Source organism: Steroidobacter agaridevorans (assembly GCF_009932555.1).
Lineage (GTDB): Bacteria > Pseudomonadota > Gammaproteobacteria > Steroidobacterales > Steroidobacteraceae > Steroidobacter > Steroidobacter agaridevorans.
Genome location: NZ_BLJO01000009.1, coordinates 41989 through 64096, shown reverse-complemented (window position 1 = coordinate 64096; position 22108 = coordinate 41989). Strand labels below are relative to the sequence as shown.

Annotated in this window: 20 protein-coding genes and 1 pseudogene; 9 read left to right on the top strand and 12 right to left on the bottom strand. The window is 62.6% G+C overall.

What is annotated here, in order from left to right; genetic code table 11:
• Positions 1-80 precede the first annotated feature (80 nt).
• The 4 genes from GYH35_RS28185 to GYH35_RS28170 are packed head-to-tail and all read left to right on the top strand — an operon-like array spanning position 81 to position 3577.
• Positions 81-953 carry an HpcH/HpaI aldolase/citrate lyase family protein gene (locus GYH35_RS28185; RefSeq protein ID WP_161830179.1) on the top strand — a complete coding sequence of 291 codons (873 nt, stop codon included), beginning with the start codon at positions 81-83 and terminating at the stop codon, positions 951-953.
• 52 nt (positions 954-1005) lie between these two features.
• Positions 1006-2280 (top strand): acetyl-CoA hydrolase/transferase family protein, encoded by a 1275-nt coding sequence (locus GYH35_RS28180; protein WP_161811526.1) that lies wholly within the window; start codon positions 1006-1008, stop codon positions 2278-2280.
• Positions 2280-3047, top strand: a complete 768-nt coding sequence (locus GYH35_RS28175) for an enoyl-CoA hydratase/isomerase family protein (RefSeq protein ID WP_161830178.1) — start codon at positions 2280-2282, stop codon at positions 3045-3047. Before GYH35_RS28180 ends, GYH35_RS28175 begins: the two co-directional genes overlap by 1 nt.
• On the top strand, positions 3047-3577 hold the full coding sequence (locus GYH35_RS28170) for a nuclear transport factor 2 family protein (RefSeq protein ID WP_161830177.1): 531 nt from the start codon (positions 3047-3049) through the stop codon (positions 3575-3577). The genes GYH35_RS28175 and GYH35_RS28170 overlap by 1 nt, the downstream gene beginning before the upstream one ends.
• On the opposite strand, the gene GYH35_RS28165 is transcribed toward GYH35_RS28170, so the two are convergent.
• From GYH35_RS28165 to GYH35_RS28145, 5 genes are all read right to left on the bottom strand, one after another.
• The gene (locus GYH35_RS28165; RefSeq protein WP_161811529.1) at positions 3564-3848 is read right to left on the bottom strand and encodes an antibiotic biosynthesis monooxygenase family protein; all 285 of its coding nucleotides are present in this window, start codon (positions 3846-3848) and stop codon (positions 3564-3566) included. The genes GYH35_RS28170 and GYH35_RS28165 overlap by 14 nt on opposite strands.
• 103 nt (positions 3849-3951) lie before the next feature.
• Positions 3952-4494, bottom strand: a complete 543-nt coding sequence (locus GYH35_RS28160) for a nuclear transport factor 2 family protein (protein WP_161811530.1) — start codon at positions 4492-4494, stop codon at positions 3952-3954.
• 3 nt (positions 4495-4497) lie between these two features.
• Positions 4498-5358 carry an SDR family NAD(P)-dependent oxidoreductase gene (locus GYH35_RS28155; protein WP_161811531.1) on the bottom strand — a complete coding sequence of 287 codons (861 nt, stop codon included), beginning with the start codon at positions 5356-5358 and terminating at the stop codon, positions 4498-4500.
• Between the two features lie 4 nt (positions 5359-5362).
• Complete coding sequence (locus tag GYH35_RS28150) at positions 5363-6742, bottom strand: aromatic ring-hydroxylating oxygenase subunit alpha (RefSeq protein ID WP_161830176.1); 1380 nt, start codon at positions 6740-6742, stop codon at positions 5363-5365.
• Positions 6743-6868: 126 nt separating this feature from the next.
• Positions 6869-7678, bottom strand: coding sequence for an IclR family transcriptional regulator (locus GYH35_RS28145; RefSeq protein ID WP_161811533.1), 810 nt, complete (start codon positions 7676-7678; stop codon positions 6869-6871).
• Between the two features lie 124 nt (positions 7679-7802).
• Between GYH35_RS28145 and GYH35_RS28140 the strand changes: the two genes are divergently transcribed.
• Positions 7803-8726, top strand: a complete 924-nt coding sequence (locus GYH35_RS28140) for an SDR family NAD(P)-dependent oxidoreductase (RefSeq protein ID WP_161830175.1) — start codon at positions 7803-7805, stop codon at positions 8724-8726.
• A gap of 7 nt (positions 8727-8733) precedes the next feature.
• Positions 8734-9515 (top strand): annotated as a pseudogene (locus tag GYH35_RS35530) (GntR family transcriptional regulator).
• Positions 9516-9521: 6 nt separating this feature from the next.
• Here GYH35_RS35530 and GYH35_RS28130 read toward each other — a convergent pair.
• Both GYH35_RS28130 and GYH35_RS28125 read right to left on the bottom strand, forming a co-directional pair.
• On the bottom strand, positions 9522-10673 hold the full coding sequence (locus GYH35_RS28130) for an acyl-CoA dehydrogenase family protein (RefSeq protein WP_161830174.1): 1152 nt from the start codon (positions 10671-10673) through the stop codon (positions 9522-9524).
• Between the two features lie 3 nt (positions 10674-10676).
• Positions 10677-12314, bottom strand: a complete 1638-nt coding sequence (locus GYH35_RS28125; RefSeq protein ID WP_161830173.1) for an AMP-binding protein — start codon at positions 12312-12314, stop codon at positions 10677-10679.
• A gap of 166 nt (positions 12315-12480) precedes the next feature.
• Between GYH35_RS28125 and GYH35_RS28120 the strand changes: the two genes are divergently transcribed.
• Positions 12481-13437: an acyl-CoA dehydrogenase family protein gene (locus GYH35_RS28120; RefSeq protein WP_161830172.1), complete on the top strand. Its 957-nt coding sequence runs from the start codon at positions 12481-12483 to the stop codon at positions 13435-13437.
• Positions 13438-13565: 128 nt separating this feature from the next.
• Complete coding sequence (locus GYH35_RS28115; RefSeq protein WP_161830329.1) at positions 13566-14258, top strand: SDR family oxidoreductase; 693 nt, start codon at positions 13566-13568, stop codon at positions 14256-14258.
• Positions 14259-14264: 6 nt separating this feature from the next.
• Here the strand turns inward: GYH35_RS28115 and GYH35_RS28110 are convergent, their stop codons facing one another.
• The 5 genes from GYH35_RS28110 to GYH35_RS28090 all read right to left on the bottom strand — a co-directional run bounded on the left by GYH35_RS28110 (position 14265) and on the right by GYH35_RS28090 (position 19336).
• On the bottom strand, positions 14265-15935 hold the full coding sequence (locus GYH35_RS28110; protein ID WP_161830171.1) for an MFS transporter: 1671 nt from the start codon (positions 15933-15935) through the stop codon (positions 14265-14267).
• Between the two features lie 3 nt (positions 15936-15938).
• Positions 15939-16814 (bottom strand): alpha/beta fold hydrolase, encoded by an 876-nt coding sequence (locus tag GYH35_RS28105; RefSeq protein WP_161811541.1) that lies wholly within the window; start codon positions 16812-16814, stop codon positions 15939-15941.
• Positions 16811-17248, bottom strand: a complete 438-nt coding sequence (locus tag GYH35_RS28100; RefSeq protein WP_161811542.1) for a nuclear transport factor 2 family protein — start codon at positions 17246-17248, stop codon at positions 16811-16813. Before GYH35_RS28100 ends, GYH35_RS28105 begins: the two co-directional genes overlap by 4 nt.
• A gap of 24 nt (positions 17249-17272) precedes the next feature.
• Complete coding sequence (locus GYH35_RS28095) at positions 17273-18400, bottom strand: acyl-CoA dehydrogenase family protein (protein WP_161830170.1); 1128 nt, start codon at positions 18398-18400, stop codon at positions 17273-17275.
• 132 nt (positions 18401-18532) lie between these two features.
• Positions 18533-19336 carry an SDR family NAD(P)-dependent oxidoreductase gene (locus tag GYH35_RS28090; protein ID WP_161830169.1) on the bottom strand — a complete coding sequence of 268 codons (804 nt, stop codon included), beginning with the start codon at positions 19334-19336 and terminating at the stop codon, positions 18533-18535.
• Between the two features lie 363 nt (positions 19337-19699).
• On the opposite strand from GYH35_RS28090, the gene GYH35_RS28085 reads away from it, so the two are divergent.
• A complete protein-coding gene (locus GYH35_RS28085; protein WP_161811545.1) occupies positions 19700-22075 on the top strand; it encodes a TonB-dependent receptor in 2376 nt (791 codons plus the stop codon).
• The last annotated feature ends 33 nt before the right edge of the window (positions 22076-22108 follow it).

Sequence of the window (22108 nt, the reverse complement as noted above, 5' to 3'; positions counted from 1 at the left end):
GAATATGGCCCCTGCGCTCGCCGCCTGCGGCGGCGGGCACATCCTTGTGCCTGGGGTGGCACTAACTACTGAGGTGAGCAATGATCAAGATGCGCTCCTGGCTGTTCGCCCCGGGCGATAGCGAACGCAAGATGGAAAAGGCGACGGCGAGCAACGCCGATATCGTGATCTTCGATCTCGAGGATGCGGTGTCCGAGCCGGAGAAACCCAAGGCGCGCACGCGGGTCGCTTCGTTTCTCAAAGCGAATGCGCAGCATCGCTCGAAGCTGTGGGTTCGCATCAATCCCATTCAAGGCCCGCATGCGCTGGCAGATCTTGCAGCGGTGATGCCCGCCGCGCCGGTCGGCATCATGTTTCCCAAGCCGCGCGGCCGTGCCGACGCGGAACTGCTCGATCACTACTTGACGGCGTTTGAGGCGGCCGCGGGTACGGAGATCGGCTCGACCCAAGTGATGCTGCTGGCGACCGAGATGCCGGAGAGCATGCTGGCAATAGGAAGTTATGCGGGCGTGCCGCGAATCGTTGCGATGTCGTGGGGCGCTGAAGATCTCGCGACTGCATTGGGCGCAAGTGATAATCGCGGCGATTACGGCGGTTATGACTTCACCTATGAGCTGGCGCGCAGCCTTTGTTTGGTCGGCGCGGCAGCGGCCGGCGTGGCGGCGATTGAAACCATTCATGGTGATTTCAAGGATGAACCCGGCCTTCGCAAACGCGCGGCGGCGATGAGGCGCGCGGGCTGGCGCGGGATGCTGGCGATTCATCCGGCTCAGGTCGATGTGATCAATGAAGCGTTCTCGCCCAGCGCTGAGGAGGTGGCGGCCGCGCAAGAAATCGTCGATCTGTTTGCCGCGAATCCGGGTGTCGGCACGATAGGCCACAAAGGGGCGATGCTGGATCGGCCGCATCTTGCTCGAGCCAAGCAACTGCTGGCCTCGGTGGGTCGCTCATGAGTGTCTCTATCGACGTCAGTGCGAGGCGCCGCGCTGTTTGGAGCCAACGCTGATGAGCGTTGCTATCGACGCGGCTGAATTGAATCTCGCCAAGTACGTTCGTGCCGGCGACCGCATTGTTTGGGGCCAGGCATGCGGCGAACCCACCACGCTGGTGGAAGCGCTTATTGCGCAGGCCGAACACATCGGCCGCGTCTCGGCCTTCGCGGCGACGAGCTTCTCCGGCATTCTCACTGCGGAAGCGGCCGAACGTTTCGATCTGTCCAGCATGGGCGCAATCGGCGCGTTACGCGTGGTTGCTGCCAAAGGCCGGCTGGGCATCGTGCCGTGTCATGTCAGTCAGGTCGCGCCGATGATCGAGCAGGGAATCATCGGTTGCGATGTGGCGTTCGTGCAAGTCAGTCCGCCCGATGCGAGCGGCAATCACAGCTTCGGGTTGATCAGCGATTTCGTGGCGTCGGCCGTGAAGAAGGCGCGAGTCGTGATCGCTGAAGTGAACGAGCGTGTGCCGTTCACCTATAGCGACGTTGTCTTGCCGGCGTCGCGAATCGACTGTGCCGTGCATGTGAATCGCATGCCCGTCGAGGTGCAGCCGGCACAGATCGGCGAGACCGACATGGCCATCGCCAAGATCGTTGCGGGCTACATCGAGAGCGGTTCGGTGATTCAAGTCGGGGTCGGCGCGGTCCCGGATGCGATCTTGCGCTTGCTGCTGGATCGTCGCGATCTCGGCGTGCACTCGGGAATGATCGGCGATGGCCTGGTCGATCTGATGGAGGCGGGCGTCATTACGAATGCGACGAAGGCAATCGACACCGGCGTTGCGATCACCGGCGCGCTCATCGGCACTCGGCGTCTGTATGAGTTCGTGAATCGCAATCCGAAGATCGGCATGCGCAGTACGGCTTACACGCATGACGCGTCGGTTCTGGCGCGGCTGACGAAACTCGTGACCATCAATTCAGCCGTCGAGGTCGATCTGACCGGCCAGGTGAATGCCGAGCAGAGCGGCGGCCAGTATCTGGGTGGCACGGGCGGACAGGTCGACTACGTTCGAGCGGGCTCTCGATCGCCCGGCGGCCACGCGTTCATTGCTTTGCCTGCAACTGCGAAGGGCGGCAAGATCAGTCGGATCACCGCAGCGCTGTCGGGTCCCGTCACGACGGCGCGCAGCGATGTTGATGTAATCGTCACCGAGTTCGGCGCGGCGGAGCTCAAGGGGCAGACTTTGGCCGAGCGCACGCGCCGCCTCATCAACATTGCGCATCCCGATTTTCGTGAAGAACTGGACCGGGCTGCGCATTCGATCCGGCAGCGAGGGTTCTAATGAGCGAGGCTGTGCTGTTCGACGCCCGTGACGATGGCATTGCCATCATCACGCTGAACCGTCCCGAGACGCGCAACGCGCTCAGCAAGGAGATTCGCGACGGACTGTTCGCTGCGTGGGATCGGTTTGAGCAAGATCCAAACCTGAGGGTCGCGATTCTCACCGGCGCCGGCGAGAAGGCGTTCTGCGCTGGCGGCGATCTGAAGGAGATGGTGGAACGCCAGCTGGCGGTGCCTCCGCGCGACATGTTTCCAGTGCCCGGCGACAACATCGAGTTGAGCAAACCAACCATCGCCGCGGTGAATGGCGTCGCCTTCGCCGGCGGTTGGATGATCGCGCAGGCATGCGATCTCTGCGTCGCGAGCACGCGCGCTCAGTTCGGCATCACCGAGGTGAAAGTAGGCCGCAGCTCGCCTTGGGCTGCGCCGCTCATTCATATGATTCCGCAGCGGATCATGATGGAGATCATCCTCACCGGTAAGCCGATCACGGCGCAACGCGCCTATGAGATCGGGCTGGTGAATCGCCTGGCCGAGCCCGAAGCGCTGATTGAAACCGCGCTGGCCTTTGCCGCCGAAATCCTCGACGGCGCGCCGCTGTCCGTTAAGGCGGGGCGTGAGACCGTCATGCTCGCTACAGAAATGGGCCGCTCCGCCGCTCTGCGCGCTGCCAGGCATGCGTCTGAGTACTGCTACAACAGCAGCGATGCGCAAGAAGGGCCGAGGGCTTTCGCGGAGAAGCGTCGGCCGCAATGGAAGGGACGCTGATGGACGACATCCAAACATTGTTGGATCGCGAGCAGATTCGGGATTGCATCGCTCGACTGGCGCGCGGCGAAGACCGCCGAGACGCGGAGTTGATCAAGTGTTGTTATTGGCAGGAGGCGAAGCTCGACTTCGGCATCTTCACTGGTTCGCTTGCGGAGTATCAGGCGTGGGTTGTGCCGGGTTCGCCGGCTGTTCCGTTGACGCTTCACACGCTGGGCCAGAGTTTGATCGAGCTGCACGCCGACTCGGCCGCGGTGGAAACACACGTCACGTCGTATCACCGCATCGACATGGGCGAGCAGCATCGCGACGTCGTCATCGGCGGACGCTATCTGGATCGACTGGAGCAACGCGGCGCGGAGTGGCGGATCGTTCAGCGCACGATGATCTACGACTGGGTCAGCGACTACGGGCAGTCGGCCGACTGGAGCAAGGGCTTGATGGGGACTCCGTTCAAAACGAAGCACTCCGTCGGCGCGGCACGCGGCGATTTCAGCGAGACGTTCTTTAAGCAGCTCAATACAGGTTGAAGTGCTCCATCGCGCCGCCGGTCGAGAACGGCTTGAGCAGCGACCGGAACTCCAGCATGGCCGGGCTCTTGGTGAACGCGATGTGCGAATCCATCGTGTCCCACGCGACCAGCAGCATGAACTTCTGCGGATTCTCTACACCGCGCCCGAACTGGACCGATCGCACGCCCGGTGCACTGAGCAGCAGCGGCACGCCCTTGCTTGTCATGGCAGTGGCGAAATCCTGCTCTGCGCCTTCGCGAACCTGGATGTCTGCGCGCTCGATCAGCATGCGATGTTCCTCGTGACTGTTCGTTGGTCAGCGGCCCAGCAACGTTTAGCGGACGTTCGTTGGTCAGCGGCGGCCCTGGGATGTTTGGCGCACGTTTAGTTGGTCAACGGCCGGGCATGTGTAGCGGGCGTTGGTTGGCCAGCGGTCGCTGGTATGACGGATCCTTCCTGTCGCGCGACGGCGTACCGTTGATATGGATACCCGGCACGTCCGCGAACGGAATCGGCATCGTCGGCACCATGCCGGACCATTCGATGGCATTCGTCCGTAACGCGATCTTCCACGGGCCGTCACGGCGCTCCAGCCGATCGATGTAACGTCCGCCCGCCATCCAGTTCGTGTCGTCGCGATTGCGGCCGACGAACAAGTAATAGGTCTCGGTGTGCGCGACGTTGCCGTCGATCTCACAGCTATGGTTCAGCAGGTTGTGATGCGTGGCCGACTGTCCCTGCTCGTGCAGGCTTGCGGCCCAGTCGTAAAGCTCGACCGGTCCGCCGACGAATGGACCCGCGGCGATTACGGCGTCGGAGTGGAACGCGGAGAGGAACAGCTCGCGATCGAACCGATCCATGCCGCGGCTGAAGCGGATCAAGCAATCGAGAATGTCTTGGCGATCGAGCAGTTCCGCGAGCCTGTCGTTCGTCATCGCTTACACCGGTGCCCAAATCGGAGAACCGCGCTGCGCGCGTAGGGAAGGAGGTACGTTGCCATTGATGTCAGTGACGCCGTACTCGCGCGCCAGCTCCGCCGCGATGTATGTGCCGCCGGTGCGCTTCAGTACGTTTGGATCCTTGGCGAGCGCGGCGATGACGCGACCCGGGAACTCGACGGAGGAGCCCACATTCGGGTCGGTGACCGTCTGTTGTTTCATCGCCGGGTTGCGGCTGAGATTGCGCTCCGCGCGCTCCGTGAATGTCAGTCCGAGCCAAAGCGACACGGATGCGACGTTGTACGGCTTGAGCTCGATCGCCATGTCTCGCGCCATCCGATCGACGGCGGCTTTGCAGGTGCCGAAGACGACGCCGTAGGTGTATGTCACTCCGACGTAGCCCGATGTTGCGACGATCAGGCCGGACCGCTGCGGCGCCATGATCTGCGCCGCATGCCACGCCGCGACGAAGTTCGATCGCACGCCGACGTCGACCATCTCCCAATTCGAGAGCGGTTTCTCCCAGAAGGATTTGGGCTCGGTGAGATCTTCGGGTAAGGAAAAGGCGTTGTTCACCAGGATGTCTAGCCGACCTTGCTCGGCTTTGACGCGCTCGAATAGAGCTGCGACCTGAGCGTCGTTCGCATGGTCCACTTGAACAGCGATCCCTTTACCGCCGCGACGGTCGACTTCGACTGCGGTTTCGCCAACGGTGCCCGGCAGGGGATAAGAGCCGGGCGTGACAGTGCGGCCCGTGACATAGACCGTCGCACCTTCCTCAGCGAGCGCCAGCGCGATGCCTTTGCCGATGCCCCGGCTGGCGCCGGTGACGACGGCGACTTTGTTCGAGAGTGAGCGCATGGCCTCACAACTTCCTCGGTGCACCAGTCCCACCCATATACCTCGCCAGATTCCGATGCAGATTGCTGATCGACTGCTCCCGATACGGATTCGTCAGCGTCCCGCGGAAGCCACCGTTCTTCAGTCCCTGCTGAACCGCCGCCATGTTGGAGAAGTCCTGCGGCAGGACCGTGCGCCAGCCGGCGTCGTCCGCTGGCGTGTATTGCCATTCCGTTTTCGGCTCTTCGCCTTTGGGAAACAACTCATACACCGCCGCTTCGAAGATGCACTTATCGGGGTTGTAGCCATACGGACGCGCGCTGTAACACAGCGCATTGTTCAACGCGTGACCGATCTGGAAATTCGGGAAGATCTGCCATGCCGTGCCGCTCTTGCCGACGTGCGTCGGATCGACCGTCGGCCATACGACGCCGCGAGCAGCGTCATCGCGCCGCGCTGAGTCGAGCCAGTGTTTCAAGACCTTGTCCGCCGGCGTTCCCTCCGGCAACTCATCGACGAGTCGCTGGGCAGCTTTGACCAGGGTCTGTGTCGTGTTCGTATTCGCGTGCTCCCACGTGTAGAGCTGCAACTGCGCCGTCGACACGCGCGGATCGCCGCCCGAGCCTAGCCGCAGCTTCGCCTGGTTCTCATCCATTCCCTTCGGCGCGTCATAGCCGATGTTGCTGTGGAGACCTTGGGCCCGTGCCCAGCCGCGGAAGTCGCCGTAAGGCATGAACTCCGGATGCGTGCCCGGCACGTGATACGTCTCGCTGAACGCCTCCATCGCCACCTTCCAGTTGCAATCGAAGACGATCCAGCGGCGCCAGCGATAACGCATGTTCTGCAATTGGAACGGATCGAGCAGGCTCGCAGCTGGCTCGAGATACTCGCGCAGCGATCCTGCGTTCGGATCCAGGTTGATCCAGAGCCATCCGCCCCAGGTATCCACCTTCACTTCACCCAGTCTCGTGCGCTCATCCGAAAGCGCGCCTTTCCAATCCTCCTGGTTCATGACATGCGTGCACTTGCCTTCGAGGTTGTAGCGCCACGCATGAAAGCCACAGACGAAGTTGTCACGTTTGCCGCAGGCGCGTTTCTCGCCTGCCGGTGTGTCCACCAGGCGCCGGCCACGATGCGAACAAACGTTGTAGAACGCACGAAACTTATCGGGCGCCGAGCGCACGATCAGGATGGACTCGTCGAGGATGTCGTAGGTGAGGAAGCTGCCGACTTCCGGCACTTCCTCGACGCGCCCGACTTGCTGCCACACCTTGCGCCACAGCTTGTCGCGCTCCGCTCGCGCGTACTCTTCGGAGGTGTACGCCTCGACGCCGTAAGTCACTGCGTTGGACAGGTCATCGGCCGTCGTGACGGTCTGACCCATCGTATCAGCAGCTGTGCTCATGACATCCTCCGCCGTGGCTGGTCGCAACGGCTGAAGTTAAGAGCAGGGCCGGCCGGGGTCTTGACGGGACGCGGCAGAAATCCAAACCATCGACGACAGCCTGACGCCGCCGCCGAAGGGCGAGAATTACCCGGCGCGCGACAGTGACGGCGTGCGGAATCCGAGGCTGCGGGAAATTGCTGTCGCTTCTTCGAGGACGAGACGCGCCAGCTCGGCGCCCCGATCCTGCAGACGGGAGCTCGGCGCCGCCACGATGATCGCGCCGATCACTGTTCCGGCAGCATCGCGAATGGCTGAGGCTGTGCCATTGACGCCATCCGCCGCCTGATCGACCGTCTGGGCGACGCCACTGTCGCGAGCGGCGGCAATGATTTCGGTGAGGCGGCGTTTGTTTGTTTCGGTCTTGGTCGTGAGCTGATCGGGTTTCAGCCGCTGCAAATAAGCTTGCAGCTCTTCGTCCGGCAACGTCGCAAGGAGGATCCGGCCGCCCGCCGTACAGTACAGCGGACGACGGTCGCCCACCGACACGGCGAAACGAACCGTGTTGCGACTCTCGATGACATCGACATAGGTGAGTGAGTCACCGCTGGAATCGCGCACCGCGAACAACACGGTTTCTCCCGACCGCTCCGCGAGACGCACCATGCCTTCGCGCACGAAATTCGACGATTGTAAGCGCCGGCGCGCCTCCAGAAGCGCACTGCCCAAGCCATACGCCGCCGGTCCCAGACGATAAACGCCTTCAGTGGGAATGACGAAGTCAGCTTCCGTCAGCCCACGCAGCAACGCCGCGATGCTGCTCTTTGGCGCATTCAGCGTCCGGCTGAGTTGCGCGAGGCCAATAGGCGTCGGGCTGGCGCAAAGCGCTTCCAGAATTTGAATCACCCGCGTGACGGACTGGGGTGAACTGAAGCGGCGGTCGTCGTCGTTGAGCATGGCGAAATTAGACTCCACCCCGGCGCGGCCGCCAAGCCCGGCGCGCGAAAATTCCTCCGGAGAAGTTTGTCAAATTCCTCCGGAGAGGTATCGTGGGGAAAACCAGTGCGAAACGGGGGCGCCAGTGACCGAGCTCAGATTCGACAATCGAGTGGCCGTGATCACAGGTGCGGGGCGAGGACTGGGACGCGCCTACGCGCTATTGCTCGCATCGAAGGGCGCGAAGGTCGTCGTCAACGATCCCGGTGGAAGTTTGCAGGGCGCTGGCAGCGATACAACGCCGGCGCAAGACGTGGTTCGCGAGATCGAAGCGGCAGGCGGCGAAGCCGTCGTAAGTACCGCATCGGTGGCTACCGCCGAGGGCGGCAGGGCAATCGTTCAGACCGCGTTGGATCGTTACGGCCGCCTCGACATTCTGATTCACAACGCCGGCAATGTTCGCGCAGCATCCTTGCGCGAAATGACGCAAGCCGACTTCGATGCGGTCCTCGACGTGCATCTGCGCGGGGCATTCAACGTCGTGCGTCCGGCATTCCCCGTGATGTGCGACGCCGGCTACGGTCGCATCGTGTTGACCTCATCCATCGGCGGTTTGTACGGCAATCATCGCCAGGTGAACTACGGTGTTTCCAAAGCAGGCTTGATCGGGCTTTCCAATGTCGCCGCGCTCGAGGGCGCCGAGCACAATGTGAAATGCAATGTCATCGTGCCAGCCGCGGTGACCCGAATGGCTGAAGGCATCGACACCAGCGCGTATCCGCCGATGACCTCGGAAATGGTGGCTCCAGTGGTCGGCTGGCTGGCTCACGAGTCCTGCTCGATCACGGGCGAGATGCTGGTGTCCATCGCCGGCCGGGTCGCGCAAGCGTTCATCGGCGAGAGTGTCGGCGTGTATCGTCCGGCGTGGACCGTCGAGCAGGTGAGCGAGCAGATCGATGCAATCCGGGACAAGAGCTCGCCTTGGATTCTGCCCGTCGTGCCGTCAGGGCACATCGATCACATCCGCCGCAGCTTCGAGATGGCGACGAAAGGCAAGACCGCCAGCTGAGCTGCTCATGCGCGCGAGAGTTACCACAAGAGTCGTCCGTCCGAAGCCAGTGAAGGCGAGCGCGTCGGATGATCCGCTGTATTTGCAAGTTGCACGCACCTTGAAGACGGAGATTGTTGGCGGCCGCTATCCAGTCGGCTCGCATTTGCCCACCGAGAGTGAGTTGTGCGCAAGATTCGCCGTCAGTCACTACACGATTCGCGAAGCTCTGCGCCGGCTGCGTGACGACCGCTTGGTCGCCTCGCGACAAGGTGCGGGTACTATCGTCGTGCCTCGGCCAAAGGCCGATGCATACGCGCAGGACGTCGTTTCGATCAACGATCTGCTGGAGTTTGCGACCGGCGCACGATTCGCCATCGAGTCCGTCGACATGGTGACCATCGAGGCAAGCTTGCTGCAAGAACGGGGCTGGCAGCGGGCGCGGAGTGGCTCGCGGTGCGCGGTTTGCGCCAACGCGAAGGGGCGCTGGCGCCGGTGTGCTGGACGGAGTACTACATCAATCGCGAGTTCGCCGCGCTCGGCAAAGTGTTGGGGCGACACGTCGGGCCGATCTTCCCGCTGATCGAAGATTTATTCGGCCGGAGCATTCTTGAGGTTCACCAGGAGATTGGCGCGACCGTGCTGTCGGCGGCGCTGGCGAAAAGTTTGAAGGTCGAGGCAGGAACGGCGGCGCTCGAAGTTCGTCGCACGTACAAGAGCTCGGACGCGGAAGTTGCGCAGGTGACGATCAATACGCATCCAGCGTCGCGCTTTCGTCACTCGATGACGATGCGACGGATCAAAATGTAAGGGCGATCAGCGCGGCCCTTTCGGCAGCCCGAGCACGCGTTCTGCAATGATGTTGCGTTGGATTTCGGCCGTGCCTCCCGCGATCGTTTCCGAGAACGCGTCCAGATAATCGTGGCCCCAGCCGTGCATGCCGACGACTTCTGGGGCGTCGATGCCGTAGAGATCGATTGCTGCCGCCGTCACCCGTTGTGAGAACTCGGCGAAACTCAGGCGAATCATCGAGCCGCTCGCGTCGGGGACGCTGTTTTCGGAGTCGAGCGCGAATCGATACGTCATGGCGCGGATCGACTGGCCTTCGGCTCGCAAGCGTCCCAGTCGCTGACGCAATTCGGCTCGACTGGCCGGGCATGCGGCCAGCAGCTGTTCGACTTTGATGGTGAGTCCAATCAGCAGCGCAAGTCCCGCCGTGCCGCGCTCGAAGCTGAGTGTGGACATCGCCGTCGACCAACCGTTGTTCACGCCGCCTACAACATTCGATAGCGGCACACGCACCGAGTCGTAGAACACTTCGCAGTACTTGCGTGGCCCGGCCATCGTTCGAATCGGACGCACGGTGATGCCCGGAAGATTCATCGGGCAGATGACCCAGGTGAGCGCGGCCGAGGCTTTCGCGCTCGGATCCGTGCGGATCAGCAGTTCTTGCCAGTCGGCGATGTCGGCAAAGCTCGACCAGATCTTGTGCCCCTCGATAATCAGCGTGTCGCCGTCGATCCTGCCGCGTGTTCGCACGCTTGCGAGATCGGAGCCGGCGCCGGGTTCGGAGAAGCCCTGGCACCAGATGACTTCGCCCGCGAGGATCTTGGGCAGATGAAATGCCTTCTGCTCCGGATTGCCGCAGGCGATCAGCGTCGGGCCGGCGTGATTCAGGGCGACGAAGGAGGCGTTGAGGGGGGAGGGCGCGCCGGCGCGTGCGTATTCTTCGAACCAGACGATTTGTTCGAGCACGGACAAACCGCGGCCGCCGACTTCCTTGGGCCAATTGATGCCGGCCCATCCACCCTGGGCCTGCTTGCGCTGCCAGGCTAGAACGTAGTCGCGGGACTCTGGACCGTCTTCGGGCGACGGCTCTCGCGGAGCATTCGCTTCGAGCCACGCGCGGGCTTCGCGTCGAAACTCGGCGATCGAACCGGCGGCGTCAGTCGCGGTGTGTGTGCCCATCGTTCAATGGTTCTGCGCGAGCGTCGCGCGAATCTGATGTTTCAGGACTTTGCCGGCGTCGTTCTTGGGCAGCGCGTCCCACAGCACGACCTGTTCTGGGAACTTGAACTTCGCAACCCGCTGCGCGTCGAGAAATTCGCCCAAGCTTGCGACGGTCGGTCCTGGCGTTCCCTTGGGAACTATCACGGCGCAGGCTCGCTCGCCTGTGCGGGCATCCGGAAGTCCGACGATGGCGATCTCCGCGACCTGCGGATGACTCACCAGCAGGTCTTCCACTTCCTTGGGCGAAATGTTTTCGCCGTTGCGGATGATGATGTCCTTGGCGCGGCCGGTGACGACGACATGGTCGCCATCGACCCAGCGCGCGAGATCGCCGGTGCGGAAGTAGCCTTCCGCGTCGAATGCATCGTTCTCGTCTTCGGGATGCAGATAGCCCACCAGCATCTGTGGGCCTCGAGCATGAATTTCGCCCTGACCGGCCGGCGCCGATGAATGATCGATGAGCTTGATATCGGCAAACCCGGCGCGCCCATCGGTGTCGGCGGCGTGGGCGACATCGTTTGGATCGATGACCCCAACGGTCGTCACTGGCACTTCCGTCGAGCCGTACACTCGCGAGACGACGGCGCGCTCGAAATAATCGGCGGCGTTCCGGATCAGCGCGGGCGGCACCGAAGCGCCTCCGCAGATGAATACTTTCAGGCTGGGCACGCGAGTGCCAGCGCGTCGCGCGGCGGCGAGGATTTGTTCCAGGAACGGCGTCGCGCCCGCCATGTGCGTGCAGCCTTCGCGATCCATGATGCGCACGGCCTCGTCGGGATCCCAGCGATCCATCAACACTGCGGTAGTTCCGAGCAGCAACGGGCCTTCGAAGGAATAGATCGAGCCGCCGATGTGACCGATGGGTGAGGGCACCAGAAATTTGTCCCCCGGCGTCGCCAGCCAATGGTTGCGGATCTGTTGGATCAGCGCATGCAGCGAATTGTGACTATGCATGACGCCCTTGGGTCGGCCGGTGGTGCCCGAGGTGTAAAGGATCATTCGCACGGCGTCCGGATCGCGCGTTGGGAACGAAGTGGTCGCGCGTGCTTGCTCGCGAAGTAACGACTCGTAGGCGATGTGTCCGCCTGGCTCACCACGCAACACAACGACATCGGGCGGCGAATCGAGCTGCGCAACGACTCGACTCAGCATGGCCGCGCATTCCTGCTGACGGAAGCGCGCCGGCACGAAGACCATCCGGCTGTCGACGTCTTTCAGGATGAACTGCAGCTCGCGATCGCGCAGCGACGGCAGGATGGGATTTACGACCATGCCTGCGAGCGTTGCGGCCAGATAGATAACCGCCGCTTCGTGCCAGTTCGGCAGCATGAATGAAATCACACTGCCGGTCGGCGCCCGGGCCAGCATCGCGTGCGCAAGAGCCGTCGCTTCGGCGTGCAGCGTCGCGCAGTCGATGCGGCGCTCGGCATCGATCAACAATATTCGCTGTGGAGCTTGCTGAGCTGCTTTCTGAAGCGCGTCCGCGAGAGTTTCGCGGATCCATTGGCCGCGTGCGTATGCCTGCGATGCCCGTTCATCGTTCCATCGGATCGACCGTCCGGCGATCAGTTTGCGCTGGGTGCTCAAATCACTGGGCATTGCTGCAGCCTTGTAGGGCCTGCAAAGCTAGAAGGTGCGGCGCCGTGGCGTCTTGATGACTGGCGACACCCGGCTAGCGCGCCATGCCAGGCGTGTGTCGTGCGGCGTCAAGCGGTCGTTCCCGACAATTCATAGAATGACCCGATTCTCACGATGAGGCCGTTGCTTGCAGGCGCAAACCCGCTATCACCCCGATGCCGAGCAGCTCGCGCTGGCGGGCACGATCGAGGAGTCGCTCGATAGCCTGGTGCCGGTCGCGCGGTTGCATTCGTCGCACGAGGAAAGTGCCGACGCCTGGGCCAGTCTGCGCGATCTCGGCGTGTTCGGTATTTCGGTCGATGAGGCACAGGGCGGCAGCGGACTGGGTGCGGTCGAAGAAGCGCTCATCGTCATGGGATTGGGTCGGCGATTGGTATCGCCGGCGGTGCTCGCAACGATCGGAGCGGGACCTGCCTTGGTCGCCACCGGCAACGCCGACAAGAACGTTGCGGCGGCTTATCGACGCGGTCAGCGCACTGTCATGGTCGAAGAATCGCAGGCAAGTGTCATTCTGGTGCGCGATGGTGACAGAGCGGCGCTGTACGAACGCGAGCGAGCGCAAAGTCGGAGCATCGATCGTCGCTTGTGGCTTGCCGGCCTCAGTGAAATCGAAACGCCTCGAGACCTCATCGCTGAGCTCGATGCGCGCGATCTGTTACGGCTTCGCTTAATCGACGCGGCCGCTCTCGCCGGTATGGCAGCCGCGGCTCTCGACATGGCTGTCGCATACGCTGGCATCCGCGAGCAATTCGGCCGACCCATCGGCACGTTCCAAGCCATCAAGCATCATTGCGCCAACATGGCGATGGCCGCTCGGTGCGCGCGCGATCAAACGAGCTTCGCAGCGGTTGCGCTCGACGATGATCGTGACGACGCAGCTCTGCAGGTCGAGTGCGCGTTGTTGGTGGCCGGTCAGGCGGCGCTCGACAATGCCGGCACGAACATACAGATTCACGGCGGCATCGGTTTCAGCGACGAGGCCGATCCGCATCTGTTCCTCAAACGAGCACAGTTGCAGCTGGCGATCGCCGGCGGCCTCGAAGCAACGAACGAGCGCATCGTCGATCTGCCAGCGAACTGGTAGCGCCAAGGCCGAACGTTCGCATCGCCGAACTGCTGGCGAGCTGGTAGTGTCAGCGCGAACGCGCTGTTGCGCGATCCGCTCGCGGCGGCGGATACTCCTCAGGAAACGATGTGAATGCGGAGCTCGATATGAATCTTTCCGGCCGGAAAATCGTCGTCACGGGGGCGTTTGGATCGCTGGGCACCAAAGTGTCAGCGGCGGTGCGCGAGGCGGGTGCGACCGTTACGTGTATCGATCATTCGTCGGTCGAGAGAGCACACGACTCGCTCAAGGGTTGCGTGCTGCTCAGCGGCGTCGATCTTGGCTTGCCTGACGCCGCGGCGGCGGCGATGAAAGCCGCCGCCAAACAAATGGGCGGCCTCGATGGCTTGGTCAACATTGCGGGCGGCTTCCGCTGGGAAAAGGTCGAGGGCGGCGGCATTGCCACCTGGGATCAGCTCTACAACATCAACTTACGCACGGCCGTGAACGCCGTACAAGCTTCGTTGCCATTGATGGGCCCCGAGCACGGAAGAATCGTCAACGTCGGCGCCGCCGGTTCGATCAAAGCCGGCACGGGCATGGGCGCTTATGCGGCTTCCAAAGCCGGCGTCGCGAAACTCACCGAAGCCCTCGCCGATGAATTGAAAGACAAGGGCGTGTGCGTCAACGCCATTCTGCCGAGCATCATCGATACTCCAGCAAATCGCGCCGACATGCCGGACGCGGATCACGATCGCTGGGTCAAGCCCGAGCAGATCGCGGACCTGGTGGTGTTTTTATTGTCGGATCGTTCCAGCGCGATCACGGGCGCGCTGATTCCCATCGTGGGGCGCGTTTGAGCAAACTCACGGCGTGTAGATGCTGATCGGATCGCGATTCGGATCCGGCGTCTCCGCGCGCCAGCGCACCGAGCCGAACGGCCGCTCCAGACGTCGACGGACACGATGGCCCGGTCCAGCAATGTGATAGGCATCGGCCAGCGTCTGCAACTCGCGATCGGCATGCGTGAAACGGCTGCGCAAGCGCAGATAATCCGCCCAGGTGGGACAGTGATAGCGTTCCGTCCATAGCTCCGGATCGGCGATGTCGCGCGATAGGGACCAGTCGAACGCGCCGTTTCTGAGACGCGTCCGCTGCATCTTCAGCATCACGTCGTAGAACTGGCGGGCGGCATCCGGGTTCACTCGATAATCGATCTCGATGACGATGGGGCCGCTGCGCGCGGTGAGTGCGAGTGCGACCTCCGGCTCATTGGCGAGCTCGACCATTTCCACATCGGCGGTGGAAATAGGCGGCATCGGCAGCAACAAGCCAATGAGCGGCGTGAGCAGCAAGGTGATGCCCGATGCGATCAGCGCATTGCTCACATCCCAATCCGACGCAACCACGCCCCAGATCCATGCGCCGATTGCGATCCCGCCGGTGAGCGATGCTTGAAACCAGGCGATGGCACGCGCCGTCACCCAGCGCGGAGCGGACAGTTGCACGGCCACGTTCAACAACGCGATATTGAGCATATAAGCAGCACCGGCAACGGCCAGCGCCAGCGCGGTGACGATCACATTGTTGCTGAGCGCGATGATCACGATCATCACGCTGGCGACAATGGCACACAGGCGGACGGCATGTTCAGCCTTCAAGCGATTGCGGACTTCGCTGACGACGAGCGCGCCGATCACGGCACCGACACCGTTCGCTCCCAGCAGCAACCCAAACGTACTCGCATTGCCTGCGAGCAGATCGCGTGCGACGAGCGGGGTCAGTGCCGAAATCGATGCAGCTGCCAGACCCAACGCGAGCGCGCGAATCAGCACGATGCGGATCGGCGGCGAGTGAATGGCATAGCGCGCACCCGAAATGATCGCGCGATCGAGACGCTCCGGCGGCAGGCGTGCCGGAACATGCTCCCGGCGCCAGAGGAAGAACGCGACGATGAGCGGCAAGTACATCAGCGCATTCACCGCAAACGCGGCGGTTGCGCCAGCCGCGAGCACGATCAAGCCACCGATGGCTGGCCCGAAGCTGCGCGCGATGTTGTAACTGACCGAGGCAAGGCCGACAGCGGCTGGCAACTGCTCGGGCTTCACTTGTTCGCTGACCGACGCTTGCCATGCTGGGCCGTACAGTGCGACGCCGACGCCAATCAGCGAACTGAAGCAAAGCAGCACCCACGGCGTCGTGAGGTTCAGCATGGAGATGCCCGTCAGCGTCAACGCACTGATCGTGGCGAAGGTGAGTCCGGCCAGTGCGATCCTGCGCCGGTCGAACATGTCCGCGATGGCGCCGGCCGGCACGGCCACGAGCATCAAAGGCAGCATGAGCGCGGTCTGCACCAGCGCGACCATGCTGGGTGACGAGGTGAGTCGCGTCATCTCCCAGGCGGCGCCTACCCCTTGAATGAGCTGTCCAAAGTTGGATAGCACGCTTGCCGACCAGATGCGTCGGAACGTGCGTTCACGCAACGGCTCGAATGCGGTCCAGCGCTTCGTGGGAACTGCGTCGTCTGCGATTGCCATGCCTCAACTACCAGCGCGCAGGCCGACTTGCCGGTCGATGAAATCGAAGACGGCGTCGTTGAAGGCATCGTTCGCGTCGCCAGCGACCATGTGATGCGCGCCGGCGATGTCGACGAACTCGGCGTGCGGCACCATCTGGAGAAACTCGCGCGCGCCTGCTTCGCTGACGATGCGACTGCGGCTGCCACGCACGAGCAGGGTAGGGATATCGATCGCGCGCGCAAAGGTTTCCAACGGATTCGGTCCGTCGGCTCTGAGCTTGCCTTGCGAGTCCCGGCCCATTTGGATGAACGCGGGATCCCAGTGCCAGTAGTAGCGGCCGTTACGAAGGCGCAGGTTGCGCTTCAAGCCGTTGGTGTTCTTCGGGGGCGGCCGATGAGGCAAGTACGCGGCAACTGCGGCCGCCGCTTCCTCGAGCGACGCGAAACCATTCGGCGCGCTGTCCATGAATGCGATCACTTCATTCGCGCCGCTCATTTCGACTCGGGCCGTGATGTCCACCAGCACAAGGGCTCGCAGCCGCGGCGGCGGCGCGGCGGCGATCATCATGCCGATCAATCCGCCCAGCGATGCGCCAATGACAATCGGCTCGTCATCGAGCTGGTCGATGACGGTGCGAATGTCGGCCGCGAACTTATCGAGCGTGTATTCGCCATCGGGCGACCACTCGCTGTCGCCGTGCCCTCGCAGATCGACGGAGATGGCGCGATAGCCGCGTTGAATCGCTTCGGCCAACGCGCTGCTCCAGCTCTGACGCGTCTGACCGCTTCCGTGCAGGAATAAGAGTGTCGGCGCATCCGCCGGGCCTGCGGCGTCGGCGGCGAGATTCAGATGGGACCCACGAAGCGAAATCTGCTCCAGCTCGACCGCGCTCTTCATAGGGCGGGCTGCACGTCGAGGTGGAGACGAGTCAGCTTCAGCGACGCGATCTTCCATTCGCCGTTCTGTCGCACGTAACGTTCGTGATAGTGGCCGTAGCCGGTGATGGAGGCGAGACCGCGCCGTGGGGTATCCCACACGACGCGGTCTTGCATCGCCCAGATCACTTGCGCTTCGTCGCCTTGCACGTCGATCTCGGGAGTGTGAACTTGATGGACGGTTCTCGCACTCCCGACCAGCGTCTGCACCTGCTGTAGGGCGGCCTCACGGCCCCGTATCACGGGTACCGACGTGCCCTCACTCACATCGAGGACGAAATCCTCGGTAAACAATGCGCCGAAACCGGCCCAGTCCTTGGTGTCGAGCATCCGGCAATAGCGCGCTTTGACTTTGCTGATTGCCAGATGAGCTTCGAGTGCAGCGGTATCGGCCATACGTTTCCTATGTGAGTTTCATGGTCATAGCGAGCGCGCGATGACCATGCGTTGAATGTCGGACGTGCCTTCGTAGATCTGGCACACGCGCACGTCGCGGTAGATCTTGGCCAGGCCGAACTCTTCGAGATAGCCATAGCCGCCGAGCGTCTGGATGGCGCCGGAGCACACCGCTTCCGCGGTTTCGGAGGCAACGAGCTTGGCCATCGACGCTTCTTTCAAACACGGAGCGCCGGTGTCTTTGATGCTTGCAGCGTGCAGCACGAGCTGACGAGCCGCTTCGAGTCGCGCGGCGAGATCGGCGAGACGGAAGCCCACGGCCTGGTGTTCGATGATGGCCTTGCCCATCGAGCGGCGCTCCTTCGCATAGCCGATGGCGATTTCCAGGGCGGCCTGCGCCATGCCGATACATTGCGAAGAGATGCCGATGCGGCCCGCTTCGAGATTCGACAAGGCAATCCGATAGCCCTGGCCTTCGGCGCCGAGTCGCAGCGAGCTCTCGAGGCGCAGATCGTCGAAACGCAGGCTGCAGGTGTCCGAGGCAAGCTGTCCCAACTTGTGCTCGACCTTGTCGACCACGTAACCGGGACGATCGGTCGGCACCAGGAACGCGGAGATTCCTTTCTTCCCCGCCTCCGGATCGGTGACCGCGAACACCAACGCCAGTCCGCCGATCTTTCCCGAGCTGATGAATTGCTTGCTGCCGTTGATCACATAGCCGTCGGCAGTCTTGGTGGCGCGCGTGCGAAGAGCTGACGCGTCGGAGCCGGCATCCGCTTCAGTCAAAGCGAAAGCGCCGATCATGCGGCCGCTAAGCAGCTCGGGCAGAAAGCGCTCCTGTTGTTCGGCGTTGCCATCCTTCAGCAACGCGGAAACGATCAGGCTGTTTTGAATGGAGAGGATGGTGGACAACGCGCCGTCGGCGGCGGCGATTTCCATCAGCGCGAGCGCATACGACACATAGTCGGCGCCGGCGCCGCCTTTATCCTCGGGCGCGGTCATGCCCATCAAGCCCAACTCGGCGAGCTCCTGGAACAACTCGGACGGATAAGCGCGGGCGGTTTCGTAGCTCAGAGCATTCGGGCGAATACGCTCCTGGGCGAAGTCGCGGACGGAATCTGCAATGGCTTGCTGGGTGGCGGTGAGTAGCATCGGCGGAATCTTCGGTCGACAGGACGACAGCGTCACCGGCAAGAATGGCGAGGGATGCGCCCGGGCGCAATCGGCAGCGGGTTTTGCAGCGTTTCGAGCACAAATTTGTCGCTTCGGATCGAGACGGCGCATTCATATTGCAAGGCTGTAGCCGCCATTCACCGGGTAGGTCTGTCCGGTGATCCAGCCGGCCGCGTCGGAGCACAGGAACAGCGCCATGATCGCGACATCGTCGGGCCGGCCGAATCGGCGGATCACATAGCGCGACACGATGCTTTTCGCCTGCTCGCTCGCCAGGAACTGCTCTTTGCCCGCCGGGTCGAGCGGCGGTTCCAGTGCAGACAGGGAGATCGCATTGGCAGTGATGCCGTAGCGGCCGGCTTCGCGAGCGATGGCGCGCATGAAACCGGCAGCGCCTGCCTTGGCGGCGGAGTAAGCGGCCAGCCTTGCTTCACCGACCCGCCCGGCATCCGACACGATGGTCACGATTCTGCCTTTGCCTTGTGCCACCATCGCCGGCAGCGCGACATGGCAACAGTTCATGACTCCTTGCAAGTTGGTGCGGAAATACCGGTCCCACTCGGCCGGATTCGTCTCCCAGAACAATGGCGCATGGCCCATCTGTGAATTCGGCCCGGCGTTGCCTGCGTTATTGACCAGCAGTGTGACCGGGCCAAGTGTCGATGTGGCTGTGTCAATGGCTGCGCGAACCGCTGCGTGGTCGCCGACATCCGCCGGTACCGCAATCGCGCGCACACCCAGCGACTCGATTTCAGCAACTACTGCTTCGGCGCGCCCGGCGACGAAATCATTGACAGCGATGCCACCGGCATTGTGGTGGGCCAGCGTCAACGCGATGCTGCGGCCAGCGCCTTGTCCGGCGCCGCTGATGAATGCAATCTGGCCGCCGAGATCGAGCGGATCGGTGCCGATCATCGCCTCTCCCAAGAAGTGCTTGATTCGACCAATCGAACGTGCTTGACGCGCCCTTGACAAACGGCCCGCGGCTAAGCGACTCTGAGGTTAATCAACAGCGTTGTTGTTTACAACAAACGCTGCCGACCCAAACAAAAAGGGTGCGATTGGACTGGCCGGGCGTGACAGGGGGAATCGATGGCACGCGACGACTCGACGACGAACGCTCTCGAGTGCGTGATCCGTCTCACATTCTCCCTGCATGTTTCGATGAGAGTCCCCCGGCAACGGAATGCGTGCCGGCGCGCGAGCATCCGAATGGTTGATGCGTTTCCGCGAGAAAACAGCCAGGGGTGATTCATGAGAGTTCGCAGGGGGAAATGTATGAGAGCCGGCGCACTGAACCTGCTCGCAGGGTCGGGTCTGGTGTTGCTTGCATCCGCGGCCAGCGCGCAGACGCAGCCGGCGGCGGGCGCCACGGCAGCCGGCGCCGAAGCGAGTTTCGGTCTCGAAGAAATCATCGTTACCGCACGCCGTAAAGCAGAAAGCCTGCAGGACGTGCCGCAGACCGTCGACGCAGTCACCGCGGATGAAATCGAGCGGCTGAGCTTGCAGCAGTTCACCGATGTGCAGGCCATCGTGCCGGGCCTGACGCTCACCGGCGGCAGCAACGGCTACACGACGGCGGCGACCATCCGCGGCGCTTCGTTCCAAGTGGAATCCAGCGCGACGCCGACCGTCGAGTTCTATCTCAACGACGGTCCGATCCAATCGGTGTTTCTGTTCCAGTCGATGTACGACCTGGGTCAGATCGAAGTGCTGCGTGGGCCGCAAGGCACGCTGCGTGGCCGTGCCGCGCCGTCGGGCTCGATCACTGTCACGACGCGCGATCCCGAACTGTCGGAGTTCGGCGGCTACGTGAATACGCTGGCCACCGATGAAGACTCGATGATGGCGCAGGGTGCAGTAAACATCCCGCTCATCGCCGATACGCTGGCGATTCGCGTCGCCGGTGTTTACGAAGATACCGAATACGATCACGTCAAGAGCATCAACAACAGCGAAGACCCGTCGCAGGAAACGAGGAGCGGTCGCGTGTCGCTGCGCTGGGAGCCGAACGATGCAGTGAGCGCCAAGCTCATGTATCAGTATCTGGAGCGGGATCTGCTGTCGTTCGACGGCTATGAATCGTTCGCTCTGAACCAGCCGGGCGTACCGGCCGTGGAACCGATCCTCCGGGCCGAAGATCGTCTCGGCATCACGGATGGCGGACGCGATTCCACGCAGAAGTTCGACATTCTCACCGGCCAGATCGATTGGCGCTTCGGCGGTCAGAAGCTCAGCTACGTCGGCACGTACACCACGTTCGACAACGTGGCGCTCACACCGCAGGACACGGCCAACGCCGTTCCCAATTTCGAGTTCTATCAGGACCTGCATGCGGAATCGGAACAGCGCACGCATGAGTTGCGTCTGGCGTCCGAAGAGCGTCTGGCCGGTGTGTTCGATTACACCTTCGGCGTGTTCTATTCGGACTTCTCCAGCCCGAGCGATTTGACCAATCGCACGCTGGTCGGCTTTCCGACCGGCCAGTACACATTGCGCAACCTGGCGGTCGCCGACACGCTGATCAATCGACGCAGCACCTTGGAAGAGGCCAGCGTCTTCGCCAATCTCACTTATCACCTCGGCGAGAGCACCGAGTTGTCGGCCGGCGCGCGTTATATCGACTTCACCTCCAAGAGCAAGCTGATCGTCGCCGGTCAGACGCTGGCCGATCTCGACGAGGACGAGCAGCCCGTGATCTGGAACGTCGCCGCCTCGCATCGCTTCACCGATGACTTCATGGCTTACGTCAACGTCGGCACCTCGTGGCGTTACGGCCCGAGCGTCGTGGGCGTGTTCCGGCCGCTGACGCCGCGGCTCGATCAGTTCCTGAACCTGGACTCGGAAGATTCGACGTCGTATGAGCTGGGTTTCAAGGCCGATCTCATGGATCAGCGGCTGCGTGTGAACGCGTCCGTGTTCCACCAGGACTTCAAGGACTTCATCTATCGCGGCCCGTCGGTGTGGTACGTCAATCTGGGCCGCGCCGGCGCCGTGCCTGCGCAGTTCAACTTCGTCGCCAACGTCGATGCGAAGGTGGATGGCGCCGAAGTCGACGTGGCGTTCCAGGCCACCGAGAATTTCAACCTCGGCCTGACGCTCGCTTACGCCAAGGGCGAGATGGAAGATGGTGTAGTTGCGTGTAACGACTTCAACAGCGATGGCGTCCCGGACACGTTCCCCACCGCGCCTTCGGTCAATCAGATCCGCAGCGCGGCTGGCGAGGAAGTAGGGGCGTGCACGGTCAACGATCGCTTGTCGTTCGCACCGGACTGGACCGGCACGCTGCAGGCGGAGTACAAATACCCGGTCACTCCGTCGATGGATTTGTTCGGTCGCGGTCTGTACAGCTACTACAAGAGCAACGAGCAGGATCCCAACAACGTCTACGACGACGTGGACGCCTACGGATTGCTGAATGTGTATGCTGGCATCCGCAGCAGCGATGGCGCCTGGGAAGTGTCGCTGTTCGCCAGGAACCTGACGAGCACCGACGAAGTGTTGAGGCGCGGCAATGGTCCTGAGGCGACGCCGTATACGACGCCACCGCCGACTACGCTCGGTACGTCGCTGGCGGGTCCGTATCAGCTCGCCACGTACACGCCGCCTCGAGAGATCGGTATCAATCTGCGTTACGCGTTCGGTTCTCGATGATCTGACATTCGATAGTGAGCGCCCCGGCTGAGC